At 37.8% G+C, this 19,418-nt stretch carries 17 protein-coding genes; 1 reads left to right on the top strand and 16 read right to left on the bottom strand.

Features of this window, described 5'->3' with window-relative positions; translation table 11 throughout:
* Nucleotides 1-6 precede the first annotated feature (6 nt).
* From A9501_RS00990 to ffh, 16 genes are all read right to left on the bottom strand, one after another.
* The gene (locus tag A9501_RS00990; RefSeq protein WP_065264571.1) at nt 7-771 is read right to left on the bottom strand and encodes a cell division protein FtsQ/DivIB; all 765 of its coding nucleotides are present in this window, start codon (nt 769-771) and stop codon (nt 7-9) included.
* 1 nt (nt 772) lies between these two features.
* Nucleotides 773-1,693 (bottom strand): D-alanine--D-alanine ligase, encoded by a 921-nt coding sequence (locus A9501_RS00985; protein WP_065264570.1) that lies wholly within the window; start codon nt 1,691-1,693, stop codon nt 773-775.
* A gap of 119 nt (nt 1,694-1,812) precedes the next feature.
* Nucleotides 1,813-3,240 (bottom strand): UDP-N-acetylmuramate--L-alanine ligase, encoded by a 1,428-nt coding sequence (gene murC / locus A9501_RS00980; protein ID WP_065264569.1) that lies wholly within the window; start codon nt 3,238-3,240, stop codon nt 1,813-1,815.
* A 67-nt stretch (nt 3,241-3,307) separates the two neighbouring features.
* The gene (gene murG, locus A9501_RS00975) at nt 3,308-4,363 is read right to left on the bottom strand and encodes an undecaprenyldiphospho-muramoylpentapeptide beta-N-acetylglucosaminyltransferase (protein ID WP_065264568.1); all 1,056 of its coding nucleotides are present in this window, start codon (nt 4,361-4,363) and stop codon (nt 3,308-3,310) included.
* A 10-nt stretch (nt 4,364-4,373) separates the two neighbouring features.
* A complete protein-coding gene (gene ftsW, locus A9501_RS00970) occupies nt 4,374-5,558 on the bottom strand; it encodes a putative lipid II flippase FtsW (RefSeq protein WP_065264567.1) in 1,185 nt (394 codons plus the stop codon).
* Nucleotides 5,559-5,564: 6 nt separating this feature from the next.
* Nucleotides 5,565-6,881 (bottom strand): UDP-N-acetylmuramoyl-L-alanine--D-glutamate ligase, encoded by a 1,317-nt coding sequence (gene murD / locus A9501_RS00965; RefSeq protein ID WP_065264566.1) that lies wholly within the window; start codon nt 6,879-6,881, stop codon nt 5,565-5,567.
* A gap of 123 nt (nt 6,882-7,004) precedes the next feature.
* A complete protein-coding gene (gene mraY, locus A9501_RS00960) occupies nt 7,005-8,087 on the bottom strand; it encodes a phospho-N-acetylmuramoyl-pentapeptide-transferase (protein WP_005630348.1) in 1,083 nt (360 codons plus the stop codon).
* Entirely contained in the window at nt 8,081-9,454 is a 1,374-nt protein-coding gene (murF, locus tag A9501_RS00955; RefSeq protein WP_065264565.1) for a UDP-N-acetylmuramoyl-tripeptide--D-alanyl-D-alanine ligase, read from the bottom strand. Before murF ends, mraY begins: the two co-directional genes overlap by 7 nt.
* Nucleotides 9,455-9,467: 13 nt before the next feature.
* Nucleotides 9,468-10,934 carry a UDP-N-acetylmuramoyl-L-alanyl-D-glutamate--2,6-diaminopimelate ligase gene (gene murE, locus A9501_RS00950; RefSeq protein ID WP_065264564.1) on the bottom strand — a complete coding sequence of 489 codons (1,467 nt, stop codon included), beginning with the start codon at nt 10,932-10,934 and terminating at the stop codon, nt 9,468-9,470.
* 9 nt (nt 10,935-10,943) lie between these two features.
* Nucleotides 10,944-12,773 (bottom strand): penicillin-binding transpeptidase domain-containing protein, encoded by a 1,830-nt coding sequence (locus A9501_RS00945; RefSeq protein ID WP_065264563.1) that lies wholly within the window; start codon nt 12,771-12,773, stop codon nt 10,944-10,946.
* 11 nt (nt 12,774-12,784) lie between these two features.
* Nucleotides 12,785-13,108: a cell division protein FtsL gene (ftsL, locus tag A9501_RS00940; protein ID WP_048954129.1), complete on the bottom strand. Its 324-nt coding sequence runs from the start codon at nt 13,106-13,108 to the stop codon at nt 12,785-12,787.
* 2 nt (nt 13,109-13,110) lie between these two features.
* Entirely contained in the window at nt 13,111-14,076 is a 966-nt protein-coding gene (gene rsmH / locus A9501_RS00935; RefSeq protein ID WP_065264562.1) for a 16S rRNA (cytosine(1402)-N(4))-methyltransferase RsmH, read from the bottom strand.
* Nucleotides 14,077-14,113: 37 nt separating this feature from the next.
* Nucleotides 14,114-14,569, bottom strand: a complete 456-nt coding sequence (mraZ, locus tag A9501_RS00930) for a division/cell wall cluster transcriptional repressor MraZ (protein WP_065264561.1) — start codon at nt 14,567-14,569, stop codon at nt 14,114-14,116.
* 204 nt (nt 14,570-14,773) lie between these two features.
* Nucleotides 14,774-16,360: a carbon starvation CstA family protein gene (locus A9501_RS00925; protein WP_065264560.1), complete on the bottom strand. Its 1,587-nt coding sequence runs from the start codon at nt 16,358-16,360 to the stop codon at nt 14,774-14,776.
* A 186-nt stretch (nt 16,361-16,546) separates the two neighbouring features.
* Nucleotides 16,547-16,885, bottom strand: a complete 339-nt coding sequence (locus A9501_RS00920) for a hypothetical protein (RefSeq protein ID WP_048954133.1) — start codon at nt 16,883-16,885, stop codon at nt 16,547-16,549.
* A gap of 190 nt (nt 16,886-17,075) precedes the next feature.
* Nucleotides 17,076-18,455: a signal recognition particle protein gene (gene ffh / locus A9501_RS00915; protein WP_065264559.1), complete on the bottom strand. Its 1,380-nt coding sequence runs from the start codon at nt 18,453-18,455 to the stop codon at nt 17,076-17,078.
* 143 nt (nt 18,456-18,598) lie between these two features.
* On the opposite strand from ffh, the gene A9501_RS00910 reads away from it, so the two are divergent.
* Nucleotides 18,599-19,384, top strand: coding sequence for a cytochrome C assembly family protein (locus tag A9501_RS00910; protein WP_065264558.1), 786 nt, complete (start codon nt 18,599-18,601; stop codon nt 19,382-19,384).
* Nucleotides 19,385-19,418 lie beyond the last annotated feature (34 nt).

Raw genomic sequence — 19,418 nt, 5'->3', positions numbered from 1 at the left:
TTATTTTTATTTATCTGCCATACCTACAGCAGCACCTGCCGTATATCGTAAATCTACATAATCTATTTTTTTATTTTCAGGTACATCAATTTGTGGATAAATCGTTACAAAGCGCTCCAGTTTCGATTTCCACTCACCTCTGCCTAATCTTAACACAATATCATTATCAAGCGTAACCTGCCATGCACCACGCTCATCAATTGTCATGCCTTTTGCCATTAAATTCTTGGCTTTAAAATCAGCATAAATTTGATTCCATGCCTCCAAAACTTTTAAGCTTTGATAATCTGGCCCTCCTAAATAAGGTAACGTTTGCTTATTCAACCTTTCAAAAGGAAGCTGAAATACAACACCATCTTGTGTGACTAACTGGTTATGATTCCAAAATGCTACAGGCTGATATTCAGTTACCCAAATGCTTAAACGGTTTGGCCATATTTTCCGAACAATTGCATTCTTAACCCAAGGCAAAGCTTCTATTTGAGCCTGAATAGGCTCAACATCCTGTCCCCAGAAGCCTTTTAACGATCCCATTTTTAATAGGCTTTCTTTTATATCTGCATCTGTCGTAAATGTTTTCTGCCCCATAAGTGCAAATGCCCCCATGGGTTTGTCATCCATTTTTTCTAAAAGTGTTTGCCAATTAATATATACGCTAAACACAAGCAAAGCGCCTAACAAAGCAAAGAAAGCCCGGATGTGAAAATAATACTTGGACTTTTTTTCGCCAAAACGAATATTCTGTGGTGTATTCCCTTTCAGAATGTTCATATTATGCACTTAACTCCAAAATTTTCACGACAAGTTGCTCAAAAGAAATCCCGACTGTCGCAGCTGATTTAGGAAATAAACTATGACTAGTCATACCTGGGTTTGTATTCACTTCCACTAAACGGAAATTGCCTTTTGAATCACACATGACATCAATACGGCTCCAACCACGACAACCTACTGCATCATAAGCACGTTTCACTAATAACGCTAATTCTTGTTCACGTTCAGGCGTTAAGCCTGCAGGGCAAAAATATTGTGTATTATCTGAAATGTATTTTGCCTCATAATCATAAAACTCGCCTTCAGGTACAATACGAATAGCAGGTAAAACCTTTCCATCTAATACCGGTACAGTTAACTCATCTCCAGCAAGCCACTCTTCAATCAAAATTGTATTATCAAATTTAAGGGCAAATTCTACCGCACTTTTTAGAGCTTCTACGGTTTTCACTTTTGTTAATCCCACACTAGATCCTTCTAAAGACGGTTTTACCATTAATGGTAAGCCCAGCCTTGCCACAACCTCTTGAGAATTAAGATTATTAAAAGTTTCACGCGTAACCACTTCCATTTCAGCGACAGGTAAACCAAACGCCTTCCATAGCATTTTTGTACGCATTTTATCCATCGTCAGCGCAGAAGCCATCACGCCACAACCAGTATAAGGCAAACCAATTTGCTCTAATAAACCTTGCATTGTGCCATCTTCACCACCACGACCGTGTAAAATATTAAATACTCGATCAAAACCATCATTTTTAAGATTTGCAACAGGGTATTCTTTAGGATCTACTGGATGAGCGTTATACCCCTGATTCAACAAAGCTTCTAATACGGCTTTCCCTGATTGAAGAGACACTTCTCGCTCAGCAGATGTACCGCCTAGTAATACAGCGATTTTTTCTTTTTTTAAGTTCATTTTTTATCCTGTTCGTCATTACCTAGGGAAAATATATCCTAGATTTCTTTCTGTTCTATTTCATGGGAAATGTAGCCGTTCCTCAACAGAGGATGATTATAAATAACCAAGAGCCTATATTAATTTTTCCAAGATTCAGCCAAACCACGAGAAATTTTACTCACACTTCCCGCACCTTGCGCTAGAATTAAATCACCGTCTTGAATAATTTGATCAAGCACATCACCTAATTGTGATGTATCTGAAACTAAAATTGGATCAACTTTTCCCAAATTACGAATAGAACGGCAAAGTGATTTACTATCCGCACCGACAATTGCGACTTCTCCTGCTGCATAAACATCAAGCATAATTAACGCATCAACTTGAGAAAGTACCTGAACGAAATCATCAAATAAATCTCGAGTACGAGAATAACGATGAGGTTGGAAAATCATCACAATTCGTTTATCGCCCCATCCTTCTCGTGCAGCTTTAATGGTTACACCAACTTCTGTTGGGTGATGGCCATAATCATCTACTAAACGTACTTTTCCATTAGGACGAATAAATTCACCTAATTGATCGAATCGGCGACCAGCCCCTTGGAAATCAGCTAATGCTTCTAAGATAGCTTCATTATCAATACCTTCTTCTTTTGCTACCGCCAATGCTGCCGTTGCATTTAAGGCATTATGTTTACCTGGCACATTTAATAATACATTGATACGTTCACCATTTGGACAAATCACTACATAATGTCCTTGGAAACCAGTCTGTTCATAATCTTCAATGCGATAATCCGCATGCTCACTGAACCCATAGGTAATGACTTGACGGCCAACTTTTGGTACAAGTTCCATTAATACAGGATCATCTGCACACATCACGGCTAAACCATAGAATGGTAAATTATGTAGAAACTTGACATAGGTCGCTTTCATTTTCTCAAAATCACCTTCATACGTATCCATATGATCGGGTTCCATATTAGTCACCACTGAAACCATAGGTTGCAAATGTAAAAATGAAGCATCACTTTCATCCGCCTCCGCAATTAAATAGCGACTCGCACCAAGATGCGCATTTTTACCCGCAGATTTTACCAATCCTCCATTTACAAAGGTTGGATCAAGTTTTGCCTGGGTATAAATCATGGAAATCATAGCTGTGGTAGTCGTCTTCCCGTGTGTTCCTGCAACAGCAATACCATGACGAAAACGCATAATTTCAGCTAGCATTTGTGCGCGTTGAATAACTGGGATACGTTTCTCCTTAGCAGCAATAAGCTCAGAATTATCTTCATGAATCGCACTTGACACAACAACAACACTTGCGCCTTCTATATTCTCTGCCGCATGACCAATATAAATTTGCGCCCCAGCCTGCACTAAACGTTGAGTAACAACGCTATCGGCAATATCTGAACCAGAGATTTGATAGCCCTCATTTAATAAAATCTCAGCGATACCACTCATTCCCGCACCACCAATACCAATAAAATGGATTTGTTGTACACGGCGCATTTCAGGAATAATTTTTCTAATTTCTTCGTGGGAATGTTTCATTTATATTTCCTTTTTGACCTATCGGCAAAATACTAAAGTGTGGTTAAAACTCACAATGTTTTTGTTATTACTTTGAATTTTCAATGATTACATCTGCAACTCGTTGTGCTGATAATGGTGTCGCCATTTCTTTTGCTTTGATTGCCATTTGCAATAAATTTTCACGTGAGAAATTTTTCAAATAGTTCACCAAAATATCAGGCGTTAAATCAACTTGCTCCACAATTTTTGCGGCACCAACATCAGCCAAATATTTAGCATTCAAATATTGCTGGCGATCTTTATGTTGGAAAGGTACAAAAATGGCTGCTGCACCAACTGCGGCAATTTCGCAAACCGTTAATGCACCTGAACGACAAATCACCACATCCGCCCAAGAATAAGCTTCTGCCATATCATCAATAAACTCTGTTATTTTAACTTGATGAGCATTTTCTGCATAAAGTGCTTTCACTTCATCTACCGCACCTTTCCCTACTTGATGGCGAATATCTAATTTATTCTCGAGTTTAGAGAAAACTTTTGGTAACGTATGATTCAATACTCTCGCCCCTTGGCTTCCCCCTACAACTAAAACACGTAATTTATCTCCACGTTCAGAAAAACGAATTTCAGGATTAGACATCTGAAATAAATCTTGTCGAACAGGATTTCCAACAACCTCTGCATTTGGAAAAGCCGTTGGAAAAGCCTGCAATACACGCTTCGCAATTTTAGCTAACCACTTATTCGTTAATCCCGCTATCGCATTTTGTTCATGCAAAATAACTGGTACACCACAAAGCTTCGCAGCAATACCACCAGGACCTGACACATATCCGCCCATACCAAGTACGGCATCCGGTTTCTCATGTTGAATAATTTTTTTTGCTTGTAGGATTGCGCGTAAAATAGCAAAAGGCGCAGTAAGTAAGGCTTTTAAGCCTTTACCACGCAATCCTGAAATTTGAATAAAATAAATTGGAATACCGTACTTAGGTACAAGCTGGGCTTCCATCCTATCTTTTGTGCCTAACCAACAAATATCCCATCCTTGTTTCTGTAAAGTTTGTGCGACAGCTATTGCTGGAAAAACATGTCCGCCAGTTCCACCGGCCATTACTAATAATTTTTTATTTTTCATCTTTATGTCTCTAATCATCACGCAAACGTGCTTGGCCAGCTCGGAGTAGACGATTTTCATGATCTATACGTAATAAAATACCAATCGTTGCTGACATAATAATAATACTAGAGCCACCATAGCTGACAAGAGGGAAAGTTAAACCTTTAGTTGGTAACATGCCAAGAGCCATACCTAAATTGACAAATCCTTGGAAAAAAATCCAAAAGCCAATTCCTAATGCAAAAAAACCTCGAAAACGTTGCTCTAATATCAAAGATTCTTTACCAATTTTCAAAGCGCGAAATATAAGTAATCCCAATAAAGTGACAACAATAATAATACCAATCAAGCCAAACTCTTCGCCAATAATCGCCATGATAAAGTCTGTATGCGCTTCGGGTAAATAATCTAGTTTTTGAATTGAATTACCTAGTCCCTCACCAGTAATCTCACCTCGACCAAATGCCATAAGAGAATTGGTTAATTGGAAACCTGTACCGTATGGATCTTTAAAAGGATCTAAAAAACCTGTAAATCGTTTCAAACGATAAGATGCTGAAATAATCAACCATGCACCTAGTAAGCCCCCTGTAGCCACTAATAAAACAAATTGAAAAAAGTGTGCGCCAACAATAAATAGCATACAGAAAGTTATTACAAAGAGCACCACGGTACTTCCCATATCTGGCTGAACCAACAGGAACATCCCCATTACACCCATAACAATAAATGGCTTCACCGCACTAAATTTACGACCACGTACTTCATCATAACGACGAGTAAAATAGCTTGCTAAAAAACAAGTTAAAGCTAATTTTGCAAATTCTGCAGGCTGAAAATTCAAAATACCTAAAGAAATCCAACGTTTAGCACCGTTTACCGAAGTACCAATAAATAACACAGCTACGAGCAATACTACCGCAACCCAGAAAATTTTTGCATGCCATCTTTCTAACCTTTCAGAAGGTAAATACAACATGCTGTAGCAAGTTGCTAAAGATAAGCAGACATAGAGTGCATCACGTTTGGCAAAGTAAAACGGATCATTGAATAGTCGTGAGCTATAAGGAATGGAAGCGGATGTCACCGCAATAAGACCAATCAAAAGCAAAATTACAAATAGCCAGAATAGAGCACGATCATATAATAATCCTTGCGGGGTAATACGAGTCCACTCATCGTAATTTTTTTTGAGCTTTTGTAATAATTCCATCTTATTCTATACGTTATTAAGTTGAGCCAAACGTGTAAATTCTTCACCACGTTTTTCAAAAGAGGTAAACTGATCTAAACTTGCACAAGCAGGAGACAATAATACCATATCACCTACACACAATATAGGGCGTAAAAATTCAATGGCCTGCCCCATTGTTTCAAATAAGTGACTTTGTGGAGAAAGTTTCGCTAATTGTGCACCATCTCGACCAAAACAATAACAAATAATGTGTGGTTGATTAATTAAGTCAGCTAATTCTGAAAAATCAGCTCCTTTTCCATCACCGCCTAACAACAAATGCAATTTGCCTTCCACATAAAGGCCAGCTAATGCGGCAACCGTACTCCCCACATTTGTTGCTTTAGAGTCATTAACCCAACGGATGCCATTAGCTTGATGTGCTAATTGAAAACGATGATCTAATCCTTTGAAATGACGAAGTGCGGTACGAATTGAATCTAAATTAATACCGACAGCTTGTGCCAATGCCGTTGCCGCCAAAATATTCATATAATTATGGCGACCGACTAATGTTGCTTCTTCACAAGGCAAAATTACTTCATCTTTTGCCATTAAATATTGCTTGCCGTTTTCCGTTTTTAGCCAATAATCTGCTGTATTTTCCGCAAAAGAAACGGTTTGTTTCGCTTGATTTTCACCTTCACCAAAAGTCAGCTTATCCTCATTATTCAAAACGCCGACCTCAGCATTATGATAAATGCGTAATTTTGCTTGGCGATAATCTTCTAAATTCACATAGCGATCCATATGATCTTCAGTTACGTTCAAGACAGTTGCAGCTGCGGCTTTTAAGCTGTAAGTTGTTTCAAGTTGAAAACTAGACAGCTCTAATACATAAAGTTCACAATCTTCATTCAACAATGACAAAGCAGGAATCCCAATATTTCCACCCATACCAACTTTCACGCCAGCAGCTTTCGCCATTTCATAAACTAAAGTAGTCACGGTACTTTTTCCATTTGAACCGGTAATCCCGACAATTGGCTTCGTCGCCGCTCGGCAGAATAATTCAATATCACCGATTACTTCTACGCCGGCTTTAAGTGCGGTTTGAATTTCAGGTGTTTTTACCGCAAGCCCTGGGCTGATAACAATCATATCGCTTTCAAGTAACCATTCCTGATTTAAACTACCAGTATGAAGAGGGATATTTTGAGGAAGTTTATCAACACCAGTAGGATTTTTTCGGGTGTCAATCACACGAATATTAGCCTGTTGGGATAGGAGATAATCCACGCAAGAAAGACCTGTTTTGCCAAGCCCTATGATAGTAATATTTTTGTTTTGATAGGCGTTCATTTTCTTTCTTCTTAATTGCTATAAATTCTAAAATTATATTATTGATGGAAATATAAATTTCTTTTACTAACGTAAAAAAGGTCGCCCTTTCAAAAACTGAAAGAGCGAGCCTAGCTATATTCATTAACGCAACTTCAAGGTGACCAATCCCATCAAAACTAACATTAAAGAAATAATCCAAAACCGAATAATCACTCTTGGTTCTGGCCATCCCTTCAATTCAAAATGGTGGTGAATCGGAGCCATTCTAAAAATGCGTTGTTTGCGTAACTTATAAGAGCCCACTTGCAAAATAACAGAGAGCGCTTCAACAACAAATACCCCGCCCATTATCACAAGCAAAAATTCCTGACGAACTAGGATCGCCACTACACCTAGCGCTCCGCCTAATGCAAGGGAACCTACATCGCCCATAAAGACTTGTGCTGGATAAGTATTGAACCATAAGAATCCTAACCCTGCACCAACAATAGCTGTACAGAATACAACCACTTCAGAGCTATATTTAATGTATGGGATGTGCAAGTATTCTGCAAAATTCACGTTACCCGTCGCCCATGCAATTAATGCAAATGCGCCTGCGACTAGCGCTGTTGGCATAATCGCCAATCCATCCAAACCATCTGTTAAATTCACCGCATTACCCGTTCCAACAATCACAAAGTAAGACAATACGATATAAAACAAACCTAATTGAGGCATAATATCTTTAAAGAATGGAATCACTAAACGGGTGGCATCAGTGTCGTGGCCAAGCCAATAAAGCCAAAGGATTGCCACTAATGCCACAACGGACATCCAGAAATATTTCCAACGAGCAATCAAACCATCTGTATTTTTACGAGTAATTTTGCGGAAATCATCCACGAAACCAATTGCACCGTATCCAAATAATACAAATAAGCAAACCCAAATATAAGGATTAGCAAGATTTGCCCATAATAACGTACTTACGCCAATAGAAAATAAAATCATCACACCGCCCATAGTGGGTGTGCCTTTTTTTGCAAAGTGACTTTCAGGACCATCATTTCGCACTTCTTGGCCAAACTTTAAGATCTGTAAACGTTTGATCACTTTTGGGCCAATCCAAAGTGAGATAAAAAGTGCAGTTAATAATGCAAGAATTGCACGGACGGTAATATAAGAAATCGCATTAAACGCGGTTTCATAACGAACAAGATATTCAGCAAGCCAGACTAACATTTAATTTTATCCTTTAATGAATAAATCACATCTTCCATTTTCATTGAGCGCGAGCCTTTTCCTAGCACCACGACTTTGTTATTTTGTTGTAATTGGGTTTCAATCAATGGCACAAGAAAATCAACCATCTCCACCTTATCAGTAAAATGCTTACCCGAAACAGTCTCAGAAATAACCGCACTTTCGTTGCCATAAGAACAAACTAAATCTAAATTTGCCGAATTGGCATGTTCTCCTACTTCACGGTGAATAGCGAGAGAGTTTTCGCCTAACTCTTTCATATCGCCGACACATAAAATACGGAAAGCATCATAACCTTTTAGGACATCAATGGCAGCACAGAGAGAATCTTTATTTGCATTATAAGTATCATCTAATAACAATAAATTAGGTGTTACTTGAATTGGGAATAAACGTCCTTTCACTTGTGAACGTTGTTCTAATCCAGCTTTTACATCCGTAATAGTTGCACCAACATTCATCGCAAGTGCGGTAGCAGCCAAGGCATTTTTTACATTATGTTCACCAAGGTAAGGCAAGTTAATCTCAATTTCACCTTGTGGGGAAATAAGTGTAAAAGTGGAGCCTTGACCAGTATGATGAATATTTTTTGCAGAATAATCTTTACCGTTGAAATATTGAATCTCATGTTCACCGATTTCTTTTTGCCAAACATTTAAGTGATCATGTTCTGCGTTAATAATCGCCACACCATTCGATGTTAAACCACGATAAATTTCACCTTTAGCTTGTGCAACGCCCTCTAAAGAACCAAAGCCCTCTAAATGCGCGGGTGCAATATTATTAATCAATGCTGCATCGGGTTGAGCTAATTTTGTAGTGTAATCAATTTCACCTTGATGATTTGCGCCAAGTTCGATCACTGCGAAACGATGTTTTTCTGTTAAGCGAAAAAGGGTTAAAGGCACTCCAATATCGTTATTAAAATTGCCATTGGTAAAAAGTACCGCGTCAGAATCACCAGCAGTATGTTGCAAAATACTTGCCGTCATTTCTTTTACCGTGGTTTTACCAGAAGATCCTGTCATCGCGACAGTATGCGGATTAATTTTCTCGCGTAACCATTTTGCAAGTTCACCCAAGGCAATACGAGTATCTTTAACCACAAGTTGTGGAACAGAAATGGAAGAATTTTCTTGCTGAACAACAACAGCTACCGCACCTTGTGCTACCGCTTGTTCAAGATATTGGTGGGCATCAAACTTTTCGCCCTTCAAAGCAAAAAATAAACTATTTGATACACTTTTTCGGGTATCTGTATTAATTTCTTCAACTTGCACATTTTTATCGCCAATTAATTTAGCTTGAAGAATCTGTGCTAGCTGTTCAGTAGAGAGTTTAATCATAATTTAATTGTTATTATTTTAAAAAATCATGTGCTACATCTTGATCAGAAAATGAAATCACTTCATTACCAATAATTTGATAATGCTCATGACCTTTACCCGCAATTAAAATCACATCATTTTCAATAGTACTTTCAATTGCAAATTGGATAGCTTGTTCTCTATCAGGAATAATACCCACTTTATCCATATTAATAAAACCAGAAACAATATCATCCTCAATTTGTTTATAAGGCTCTGATCGCGGGTTATCTTTTGTCACGATAACTTTATCAGCAAATTGTTCTGCCACTTTTGCCATTAATGGACGTTTACCTCGATCGCGATCACCGCCACAGCCAAAAATGCACCATAATTCACCTTGACAGTGCCCCCGTGCTGCAAGTAATGCCTTCTCTAACGCATCGGGGGTGTGAGCATAATCAACGATGACCGTTGGTTTGTTTGGATACTGAATCATTTCCATTCTTCCACATACTCCTTTCAAAGATTTCGCCGTAGCGAGTAAATTTTCCAATGGGTAACCAAATGATAATAGCGTGGTCATTACTAATAACAAATTGCTTACATTGAAAGCACCGATTAATGGACCATGCAATACGCCATTACCCCAGCTAGATTCAAAAGTAATCTCTGCGCCTTGAGCATGATAGTGGATATTTGTTGCCTTCATCCATTGATGAGAGTTTGCTTGGAAATCAGTGCCTGCACTAACCGCAATTGCATCAGGCAATTCACTTAACCATTGGCAGCCAATCTCATCATCAGCATTAATCACTTTAATTTGCGTATCTAATTCGGTGAATAAGCGTTTTTTAGCGGAAGCATAATTTTCCATTGTTTGATGATAATCAAGATGATCACGAGTTAGATTCGTAAAAATAGCTGCCTTAAAATGTAATGCTTCTACTCGATATTGGGCTAAACCATGTGATGAAACCTCAATTGCAGCGAAATCGGCTCCATCTTGTCTAAATTTGGCAAGGGAAGACTGAAGTTCTACCGCAGACCCTGTCGTATTCTTAGCCTCAACTACGGCACCTAAAAGTCCATTACCAATTGTTCCCATTACTGCTGCACGATGGCCTAATAGCTCCGCCCATTGTGCTAATAATTGAGAAATAGTAGTCTTGCCATTTGTCCCTGTTACGCCAACAAGCGTTAATTTTTTAGAAGGCGAATCATAGAAAATATCTGCCAACGACGAAAGATGGCGTGCAAGTTGATAAAACTTAACTACTGGCACATTCCCAATAAATGTTACTGTTAAATGCTCGCTAGATAATTCTGTTTCAGAAATCACCGCACTTGCACCAGAGTGAATAGCCGAATCAATAAATTGATTTCCATCGACTTGATGTCCTTTTATTGCGACAAAAAGATCCCCTGTTTTAACTTTACGGCTATCCAATACCATATTATGGAGTTCTACCTCATCCTTTAATTCAGGTAAATCAAAAAGTGCGGTGAGTTTTTTCATTATTTTTCCTTAATTCATTTTTTCATTCTTACGCTCACCAACATATACAATGCGTTTCGCACTTTTCATTGTTTTTTCTGTTGGTTCCGCATCTTGTGGAATTCCATTAGCACGTAATGCATAACCCATAATACTAGAGAACACAGGAGCTGAAACCGCACCACCATAATATTCCCCAGCTTTTGGATCGTTAATCAAAATCACTAAGGCATAACGTGGATCACTAATTGGTGCAATCCCCGCTGTAAATGCAACGTATTTATTCACATAATGGCCATTCTCTAATTTACGTGCTGTACCCGTTTTTACACCAACACGATATCCTTCAACCATTGCTCGCTTATTTTTAATCGCTACTTTTTCTAAAATACCAACAATATCCTTCGTGATTTTTTCAGAAAAAACTCGTTTCCCAATTACAGGTGGATCAACTTTTGTAATAGAGAGTGGACGATAAATACCGAAGCTACCAAGCGTTGCATAAGCTCTAGCTATTTGGAGTGGTGTTGCAGTAATACCATAACCATAAGAAACCGTTGCACGTTCAATATCCGCCCAACGTTTACGGTTGGCATTTAAAATCCCAGCCTGTTCACCAATCAATCCCAAATCTGTCGACTTACCTAAACCTGCATTTTGATAGGTTTCCATCAAGGCACTTGGGGGCATACGTAACGCAAGACGACTTACACCACGGTTACTTGAATTAATTAATATTTCATCTAATGTTTGTTGCGCACGTGGCGCTACGTCTACAATTTCTTTTCCACTTACTGTAAAAGACCCTGTATTAATAACCTCATCGCGACGAACTACACCACGTTGAAGTGCAGTTAACACAACTAAAGGCTTTACAGTAGAACCCGGCTCAAAGGTATCCGTAATAGCACGATTACGCATTAATTCTGATTTAACGCCAACACGATTATTCGGGTTATACGATGGCGCAGTAGCCATGGCTAATACTTCTCCTGTACGAACATCAACTAATACAGCCGTACCCGATTCAGCATTATTTTCTGATACCGCTTTTTTAATTTCACGATACACCATAGATTGTAATTTTTCATCAATACTTAACGTAACATCTTGCGCATCATATTTTTTTTCATCAGAAATGTGTTCAACAACGTTACCTCGCTTATCTTTACGTACTGTGCGTGAACCATCTTTCCCCACAAGCATGGTATTAAAACTTTTCTCTATCCCTTCTATACCATTCCCATCAATATCAGTATAACCGACTAAATGTGCAGCTTCTTCTACACGTGGATAAAAACGACGATGTTCAGTTTCTAAGAAAACGCCTTTAACGTTTAATTTTTTAATATAATCTGCTTTATTTGACTCTACTTGACGGGCCAAATACAAATAACCTGATTTTGAATTTTTCTCAATTTTTTTAATCAAGTCATTGCTACTCATTCCTATCTCTTGCGCTAATGCATTAATACGCTCTTTATCCGCTAAAGCATCTTCTTTTAACATCGTTTTAGGATCAGCTACTATTGCACTCATCGGGACACTTACTGATAATAATTGCCCATTACGATCTAAAATTGAACCACGCACAGAAAGAATTTCATCTTTACGTAACGAGCGTTTGTCAGCCTCACCAGATAAGGTATCAGCATTAATAGATTGGACATAACCAGCACGAGCTACCAATGCACACAAACCAAGAAAAACAAAAAATACCGAAATAATATAACGTCCACGCATAAAACATTTATCAAACACTATTTTCGGTTTGTTATGTTTCACGGCTTCAGGTGCGGTTAATTTTCTAATTGTTTTTTTAGACTTATTTGATTTACGAGAAGAATTGAATTTAACCATCTTTTTACCTATTATTCTCTAATCTCAACTTCTTGTTCTGTCGTTAAAGGTTTCATTTTTAAAGTACCTACAGCAATAGATTCTACTCTTGTGCTATCCCCTTCAGTCGCTTCCTGCACCTGTAAATTTCGATATTCATTTTCAAGCGCTTGCCGTTGTAAAATAAGTGCACCATTTTCAGAAATTAACTGACGTGTTTTATGCGTCACCCAAATAGCGCCCATTGCGGATACCAAAATTGCTATTAATAAGAAAACAATTAACTTATTTGAAGAAAATAAATCTTCAACTAAAATCTGCTGTAACGGATAACGAGGTTTATTATTTTCAGACATCACTAAATTCTCTCCGCTACACGCAATACTGCACTTCTTGAACGAGGATTTGCTTGAATTTCCGCCTCACTTGGTTGAATTGCTTTACCAATAGTTTTTAATTTTTGATTACGTTGAATTTGGTCTTCTCGCAATGGCAAACCTTTAGGGATATCCTCACCTTTACTTTGTTTTTTCATAAAATGTTTTACCATTCTATCTTCTAAAGAATGGAAACTAATAATTGATAAACGCCCTTCTGGCGCTAGCATGTCTAAAGCAGAATTGAGTACACTTTCCAATTCATCTAATTCTGCATTGATGAAAATACGAATAGCTTGGAAACTGCGAGTTGCAGGATGTTTATGTTTATCTTTGAAAGGTACCGATTGTGAAATAAGTTCAGCTAATTGACTAGTGCGCGATAAAAATTCTGTGCCATTTTTAGCCGCACTTTTGTTGTAATCCACAATGGCAGTGGCAATACGTTTAGCAAAACGCTCCTCGCCAAAAGTTTTCAAAACCCAAGTTAAATCCTCAACCGATACTTGTTTTAACCATTCCTCTGCTGATAAACCTTGAGTCGTGTCCATACGCATATCAAGCGGGCCATCTTTCATAAAACTAAACCCACGCTCTGCTTCATCAAGCTGGGGAGATGACACACCAAGATCAAGCAAAATGCCGTCAATTTTGCCAACCAAATTTAATTTTTCACAAATTTCAGGAATATGAGAAAAGCTGTTATGTTCAATCTGAAAACGTGAGTCTTTAATTTTTTGAGCTTCAGCAATGGCTCTAGGATCGCGGTCAACTCCAATGAGGCGACCATTCGGAGATAATTTAGAAAGGATTAAGCGAGAATGTCCACCACGGCCAAAAGTACCGTCAATATAAATTCCATTTTCCTTCAATGCCAAGCCATTCACGGCTTCGTGAAGTAAAACTGTGATATGTTCAGGTGAAGAAAAGGAATTTTCGGTATCCATAAATACAATATAAAAGTAAAAAACGGTGAATCATTTTCTATAATGAGAAATATTTCAAAGCCTCAGACGCAAAGCCTGCACTTGAACCAATTTCCATATCTTCTTCAATTTGGGCATGCCATTCTACAGCACTCCAAATTTCAAATTTATTAAGTTGTCCTACTAACATTAAACTTTTTTCTAATTTTGCATGTTGACGTAATGGTCCACTAAGCAAAATACGGCCCTGAGCATCCATCTCACATTCAGTGGCATAGCCAAGCATTACTCGTTGCAAACGGCGTTGGGTAGGATCAAAATTAGAAAGTGCGAGAAGTTTTTGTTCGATTTTTTCCCACTCATCAAGGGGATAAAGTAAAAGACAAGGTTGTCGAATATCGACGGTACAAACCATTTGCCCTTGGTTCTTTTCAAGAATTTCAGAGCGATAGCGGGTTGGGATCGCTACGCGTCCCTTAGAATCTAAATTAACCGCTGTTGCACCACGAAACATATTACGCCTTCAAAATTAAACTTATTTTGAGAAATTTTTCTAAAAATCTCCACAAAACACCACTTTTCTCCACATCTATGTAAGTTTATAATTTGTTTGCTTAAGTTGCAAGCGATTATCCCTGAAATAACCCTATTTTTTATCAAAATAAAAAGCCGTTTGAGACAATATCTCAAACGGCTTTTTTCAACCAAATAATCTTAATTAATTATTCACATAAGCTTCTTCGTCACGGTCACCGAATGGTTTAAGTAACGTAAAGAATAATATGATACATACTACTGTTGTTGTCAAACCTAAATACACTGATAATTGATAATCTAAGTGGAAACCAATTGGATTGTAATATAAATAAGTTGCACACACAGTGGTAATAAACCAAGCCGGAATAGACGCAACCCAATGGAATTTATGATAACGATATAAATATGCAGCTGCTGTCCATAACATTACCATTGCTGTCATTTGGTTTGCCCAAGTGAAATAACGCCATAATACGCTAAAGTCAATGGTTGAAACAAAATAGCCTAATACGAATAGTGGTACAGCAATTAATAAGCGTTTAGATAATGAACGTTGGTCAATATGGAAAATTTCCGCTAATTGTAAACGAGCAGCACGGAATGCGGTATCACCAGAAGTGATAGGTAAAACAACCACACCTAACACAGCAAAAATACCACCAATAAAACCTAAGAAATGTAATGAACTGTCATATACAACTTTAGACGGTGATCCTGCAGAAATTGCATCTTGTAATGCTTGTGGATTTTCATAGAATGCGAGACCCACCATACACCATACTAACGCAATTACCCCCTCGGCAATCATTGCTCCGTAAAAGATAAAACGACCTTCTTTTTCATTTTCAGCACAACGCGCCATTAATGGTGTTTGTGTTGCATGGAAACCAGATAATGCCCCACAAGAAATAGTTAAGAATAATAATGGCCAAATTGGTACATCCCCCTTAACTTGGAAATTTTGTGTAAATTTAGCCCAAGTTAATCCCTGACCATCAGCATCTATCGTACGGAAAAATTCAATTGGATCAACCGCACTAAAGTGTGAAGACACTAAACCATATACCATACCTACAGACATAAATAGCAATAAAGCGCCAAAGAGCGGATAAATTCGACCAATAATTTTGTCGATAGGTAATAACGTTGCAAGAATATAATAAGCAAAAATAATTATTGTCCAAACAACAACAACCGTTGCTTTATCCATCCCCCAAACTTTAATGCCACCTGCCTCAATTGCATGATGAACAGATTCTACATCACCCAATTGTAATGCACCTTGAGATGCACCTAATACATCCATTGTAATCGTTCCCATTAATTGGGCTGGGCTTGCAACAAAAACAACACCAACTAATAATAAAAGCACTAATGCTAAAATATTAATAAAAAGCTTGACCGGGCGACCTAAGAATTTACCGGCTAAATATGGCATTGTTGCACCACCATGACGGATACTCAACATACCACAGAAATAGTCATGTACTGCACCAGCAAAAATACAACCTAGTACAATCCATAACATCGCGACAGGTCCGTATAATGCACCAAGAATAGGGCCAAAAATTGGGCCAGTACCAGCAATATTCAACAATTGAATTAACCAAATCTTAGTTTTTGACATTGGCATATAATCCACACCATCATTTATTTGATAGGCCGGTGTTTGACGTTTTGGATTAATGATAAAGATTTTTTCGATAATTTTTCCATAAATAAAGTAACCAAGAATAAGAATGGCTACACAAAAGAAAAACCACAACATAGAAATACTCCTCAAAAGATGGGTAATAATATTTAGATATACTCTAAATTAGCGGCCGTATTCTATGTCAAATTGATAGAAATCAAAAATTGAATTTAAGAGTTTTTTTAAAATTTGTGACTTTTATCACATTTATTAATAACACTATTTACATTAAAAGAATAAAACAGATTGATACTCTCAAAGTTAAATACATCCTCCACAGCTCCCGCAGCGCCAATCGGCCTGATTTACTGCTTGATAAAATGCTCTCATTATATTTTCCTCTAAAGGAATATTATGCTCAATAAATACATCAGAAAGCCATTCAATATTTTCAACAATCCAATCATCCTCCCCCAATCCCTCGCGATAAAGCTCATCTTCAGGATCCATAAAATTATAAATATTTTCTGTTCCCATATCTTTATCTTGACGCTCTCGAGGTAACACGACGGGTAAACCAAGATATTTAATTTCCCAATGTCCCAAACATAATGTATGTCCCTTAGATGACCAGTTAACTTGGAATGGATTATTATTCATGTTGAATTTTTATAAAAAAAGTTGAAATGTGTAATGAGTATAGAATGAAGTAAAGAAAATTCCCATACTAAGTACCGGGTATTATTTCAACTAAAATTCACTTATAAATGACACTTAGGCTAATATTTTGGCCCAAAACAAAGTGCGGTTAAAAATATTTCTTTTTTAACCGCACTTTTATCTTCTGAAATTATCGTTTAAACATTCCGCCTAAACCGCCTAAGCCTCCTCCCATTAAGCCTTGCATTCCACGCATCATTTTAGCCATGCCACCTTTACGCATTTTCTTCATCATACGTTGCATTTCATCAAATTGTTTAAGTAATTTATTGACATCTTGCACTTGAGTGCCAGAACCTAATGCAATACGACGACGGCGAGATCCTTTGATAATATCAGGGTTGGCACGTTCTTTTAGGGTCATGGAGTTAATGATCGCTTCCATTCTGACAAACATTTTGTCATCTACTTGATTTTTAACATGCTCAGGCAAATTTTTTGCACCCGGTAATTTCTCAAGCATAGACATCATGCCGCCCATTTTTTTCATCTCGATAAGCTGTTCTCGGAAATCATCTAAAGTGAAATCATCGCCTTTCTTGAATTTCTGTGCCATTTTTTCTGCTTTTTCACGGTCAACAGAACGTTCAAGATCTTCGATAAGGGAAAGCACATCTCCCATGCCCAAAATACGGGAAGCAACACGGTCTGGATGGAACGGCTCAAGCGCTTCTGTTTTCTCGCCCACACCCAAGAATTTGATTGGTTTACCTGTGATTTGACGAATTGATAAAGCTGCACCACCACGCGCATCACCGTCCACTTTCGTCAAAATAACCCCCGTAAGCGGCAATGCTTCATTAAAGGCTTTTGCCGTATTGGCGGCATCTTGACCAGTCATCGCATCTACGGTGAAAAGGGTTTCGATTGGATTTAATGCTGCATGGACTTGCTTGATTTCGTCCATCATTTCTGTATCAACGTGTAGGCGACCTGCCGTATCCACAATCAACACATCGTAGAATTTAAGTTTTGCATCCGCAAGCGCCGATTTAGCAATATCAACTGGATTTTGTTTAACATCCGATGGGAAAAAATCCACGCCAACGGATTGAGCCAAGGTTTCAAGTTGCTTAATCGCAGCAGGGCGATATACGTCGGCAGACACCACTAACACTTTCTTTTTATGGCGTTCACGCAAGAATTTTGCCAATTTACCCACGCTGGTGGTTTTACCCGCACCTTGTAAACCCGCCATTAAGATAACTGCTGGTGGTTGAGTTGCTAGGTTTAAACTCTCATTCGCTTCACCCATGGCTTTTTCAAGCTCACGCTGAACGATTTTTAAGAACTCTTGCCCCGGCGTTAAGCTTTTATTAACTTCTTCCCCAAGCGCGCTTTCTTTTACTTTCGCGATAAATTCACGCACCACAGGTAAAGCAACATCTGCTTCAAGTAATGCCATACGCACTTCGCGCAAGGTTTCTTTAATATTATCTTCCGTTAAACGGCCTTTTCCCGTGATATTGCGTAAAGTTTTAGAAAGGCGATCCGATAAATTATCAAACATGACTCGTAATCCTGTTTTTTTCTAAAAAAATTGCCTTGATTATACCGAAATTTAGGCGTTTTTCATCATTTCAAATAAATTTATAGCGAATTGTGAGTGAGAACGATAAAATACGAACCATTCCCAAACAGAGAAAAGAAATTATGTGGTTTGCTATTTTTTCGATTTTATTTTATCTAATTAGTGTGTTGATGATCGCTCCTTTACTTACGTCCGTAGAAAACACACAACATTCTCCGAAAAAAACACCGTTGTTTTTTACCGCACTTTTTGCGATAGCATTACACGGTATTACGCTTTTCCCTTCCTTGAAGGAATTAGCTGAAGAGCATACATTCACATTAATTCAAATTAGTTCATTAATGAGTGTTAGCATCTCTGCCCTTGCAGTATTTGCTATTTTATCAGTGAATTCTATCTGGTTCGTTTTACCTATCGTCTTTGCCTTTTCAATTTTTAACTTAATTTTGGCAACATTTATACCAAGTCATTTTATTCAATTACTCAATCAAGATTCTGCGATGTTATTTCATATAGGCTTATCTATATTTACTTATGCCGTATGCTTTATTGCCATGCTTTATGCAATCCAACTCAACTGGATTGATCGTTCATTAAAAGCCAAAAAAACCAACTTTTCTCCGATTATACCTTCTTTAATGACCGTAGAACGTCATTTTGCAAGGGTATTTGCTTTTGGTGAATTATTATTAACACTGACATTAATTTCAGGTATTTATCATTCTATCAATGCATTAACTGCAGAAAATATTCACAAAGCACTATTTTCATTTTTTGCTTGGATTGTCTTTGGCATCGCACTTTTTGGTCATTGGAAAAAAGGATGGCATGGAAAAAGGATGATAATTTATGCAATTTCAGGTATTATCTTACTCACGATTGCTTATTTTGGCAGTCGGCTGATTTAAAAATAAGGGCGAATTCAAATTCGCCTTTATTATT

The organism is Haemophilus sp. CCUG 66565 (assembly GCF_001679495.1).
GTDB classification, from domain to species: Bacteria; Pseudomonadota; Gammaproteobacteria; order Enterobacterales; family Pasteurellaceae; genus Haemophilus; species Haemophilus haemolyticus_K.
The sequence above is the reverse complement of the archived record's forward strand: the minus strand, read 5'-3'. Positions and strand labels throughout refer to the sequence as shown.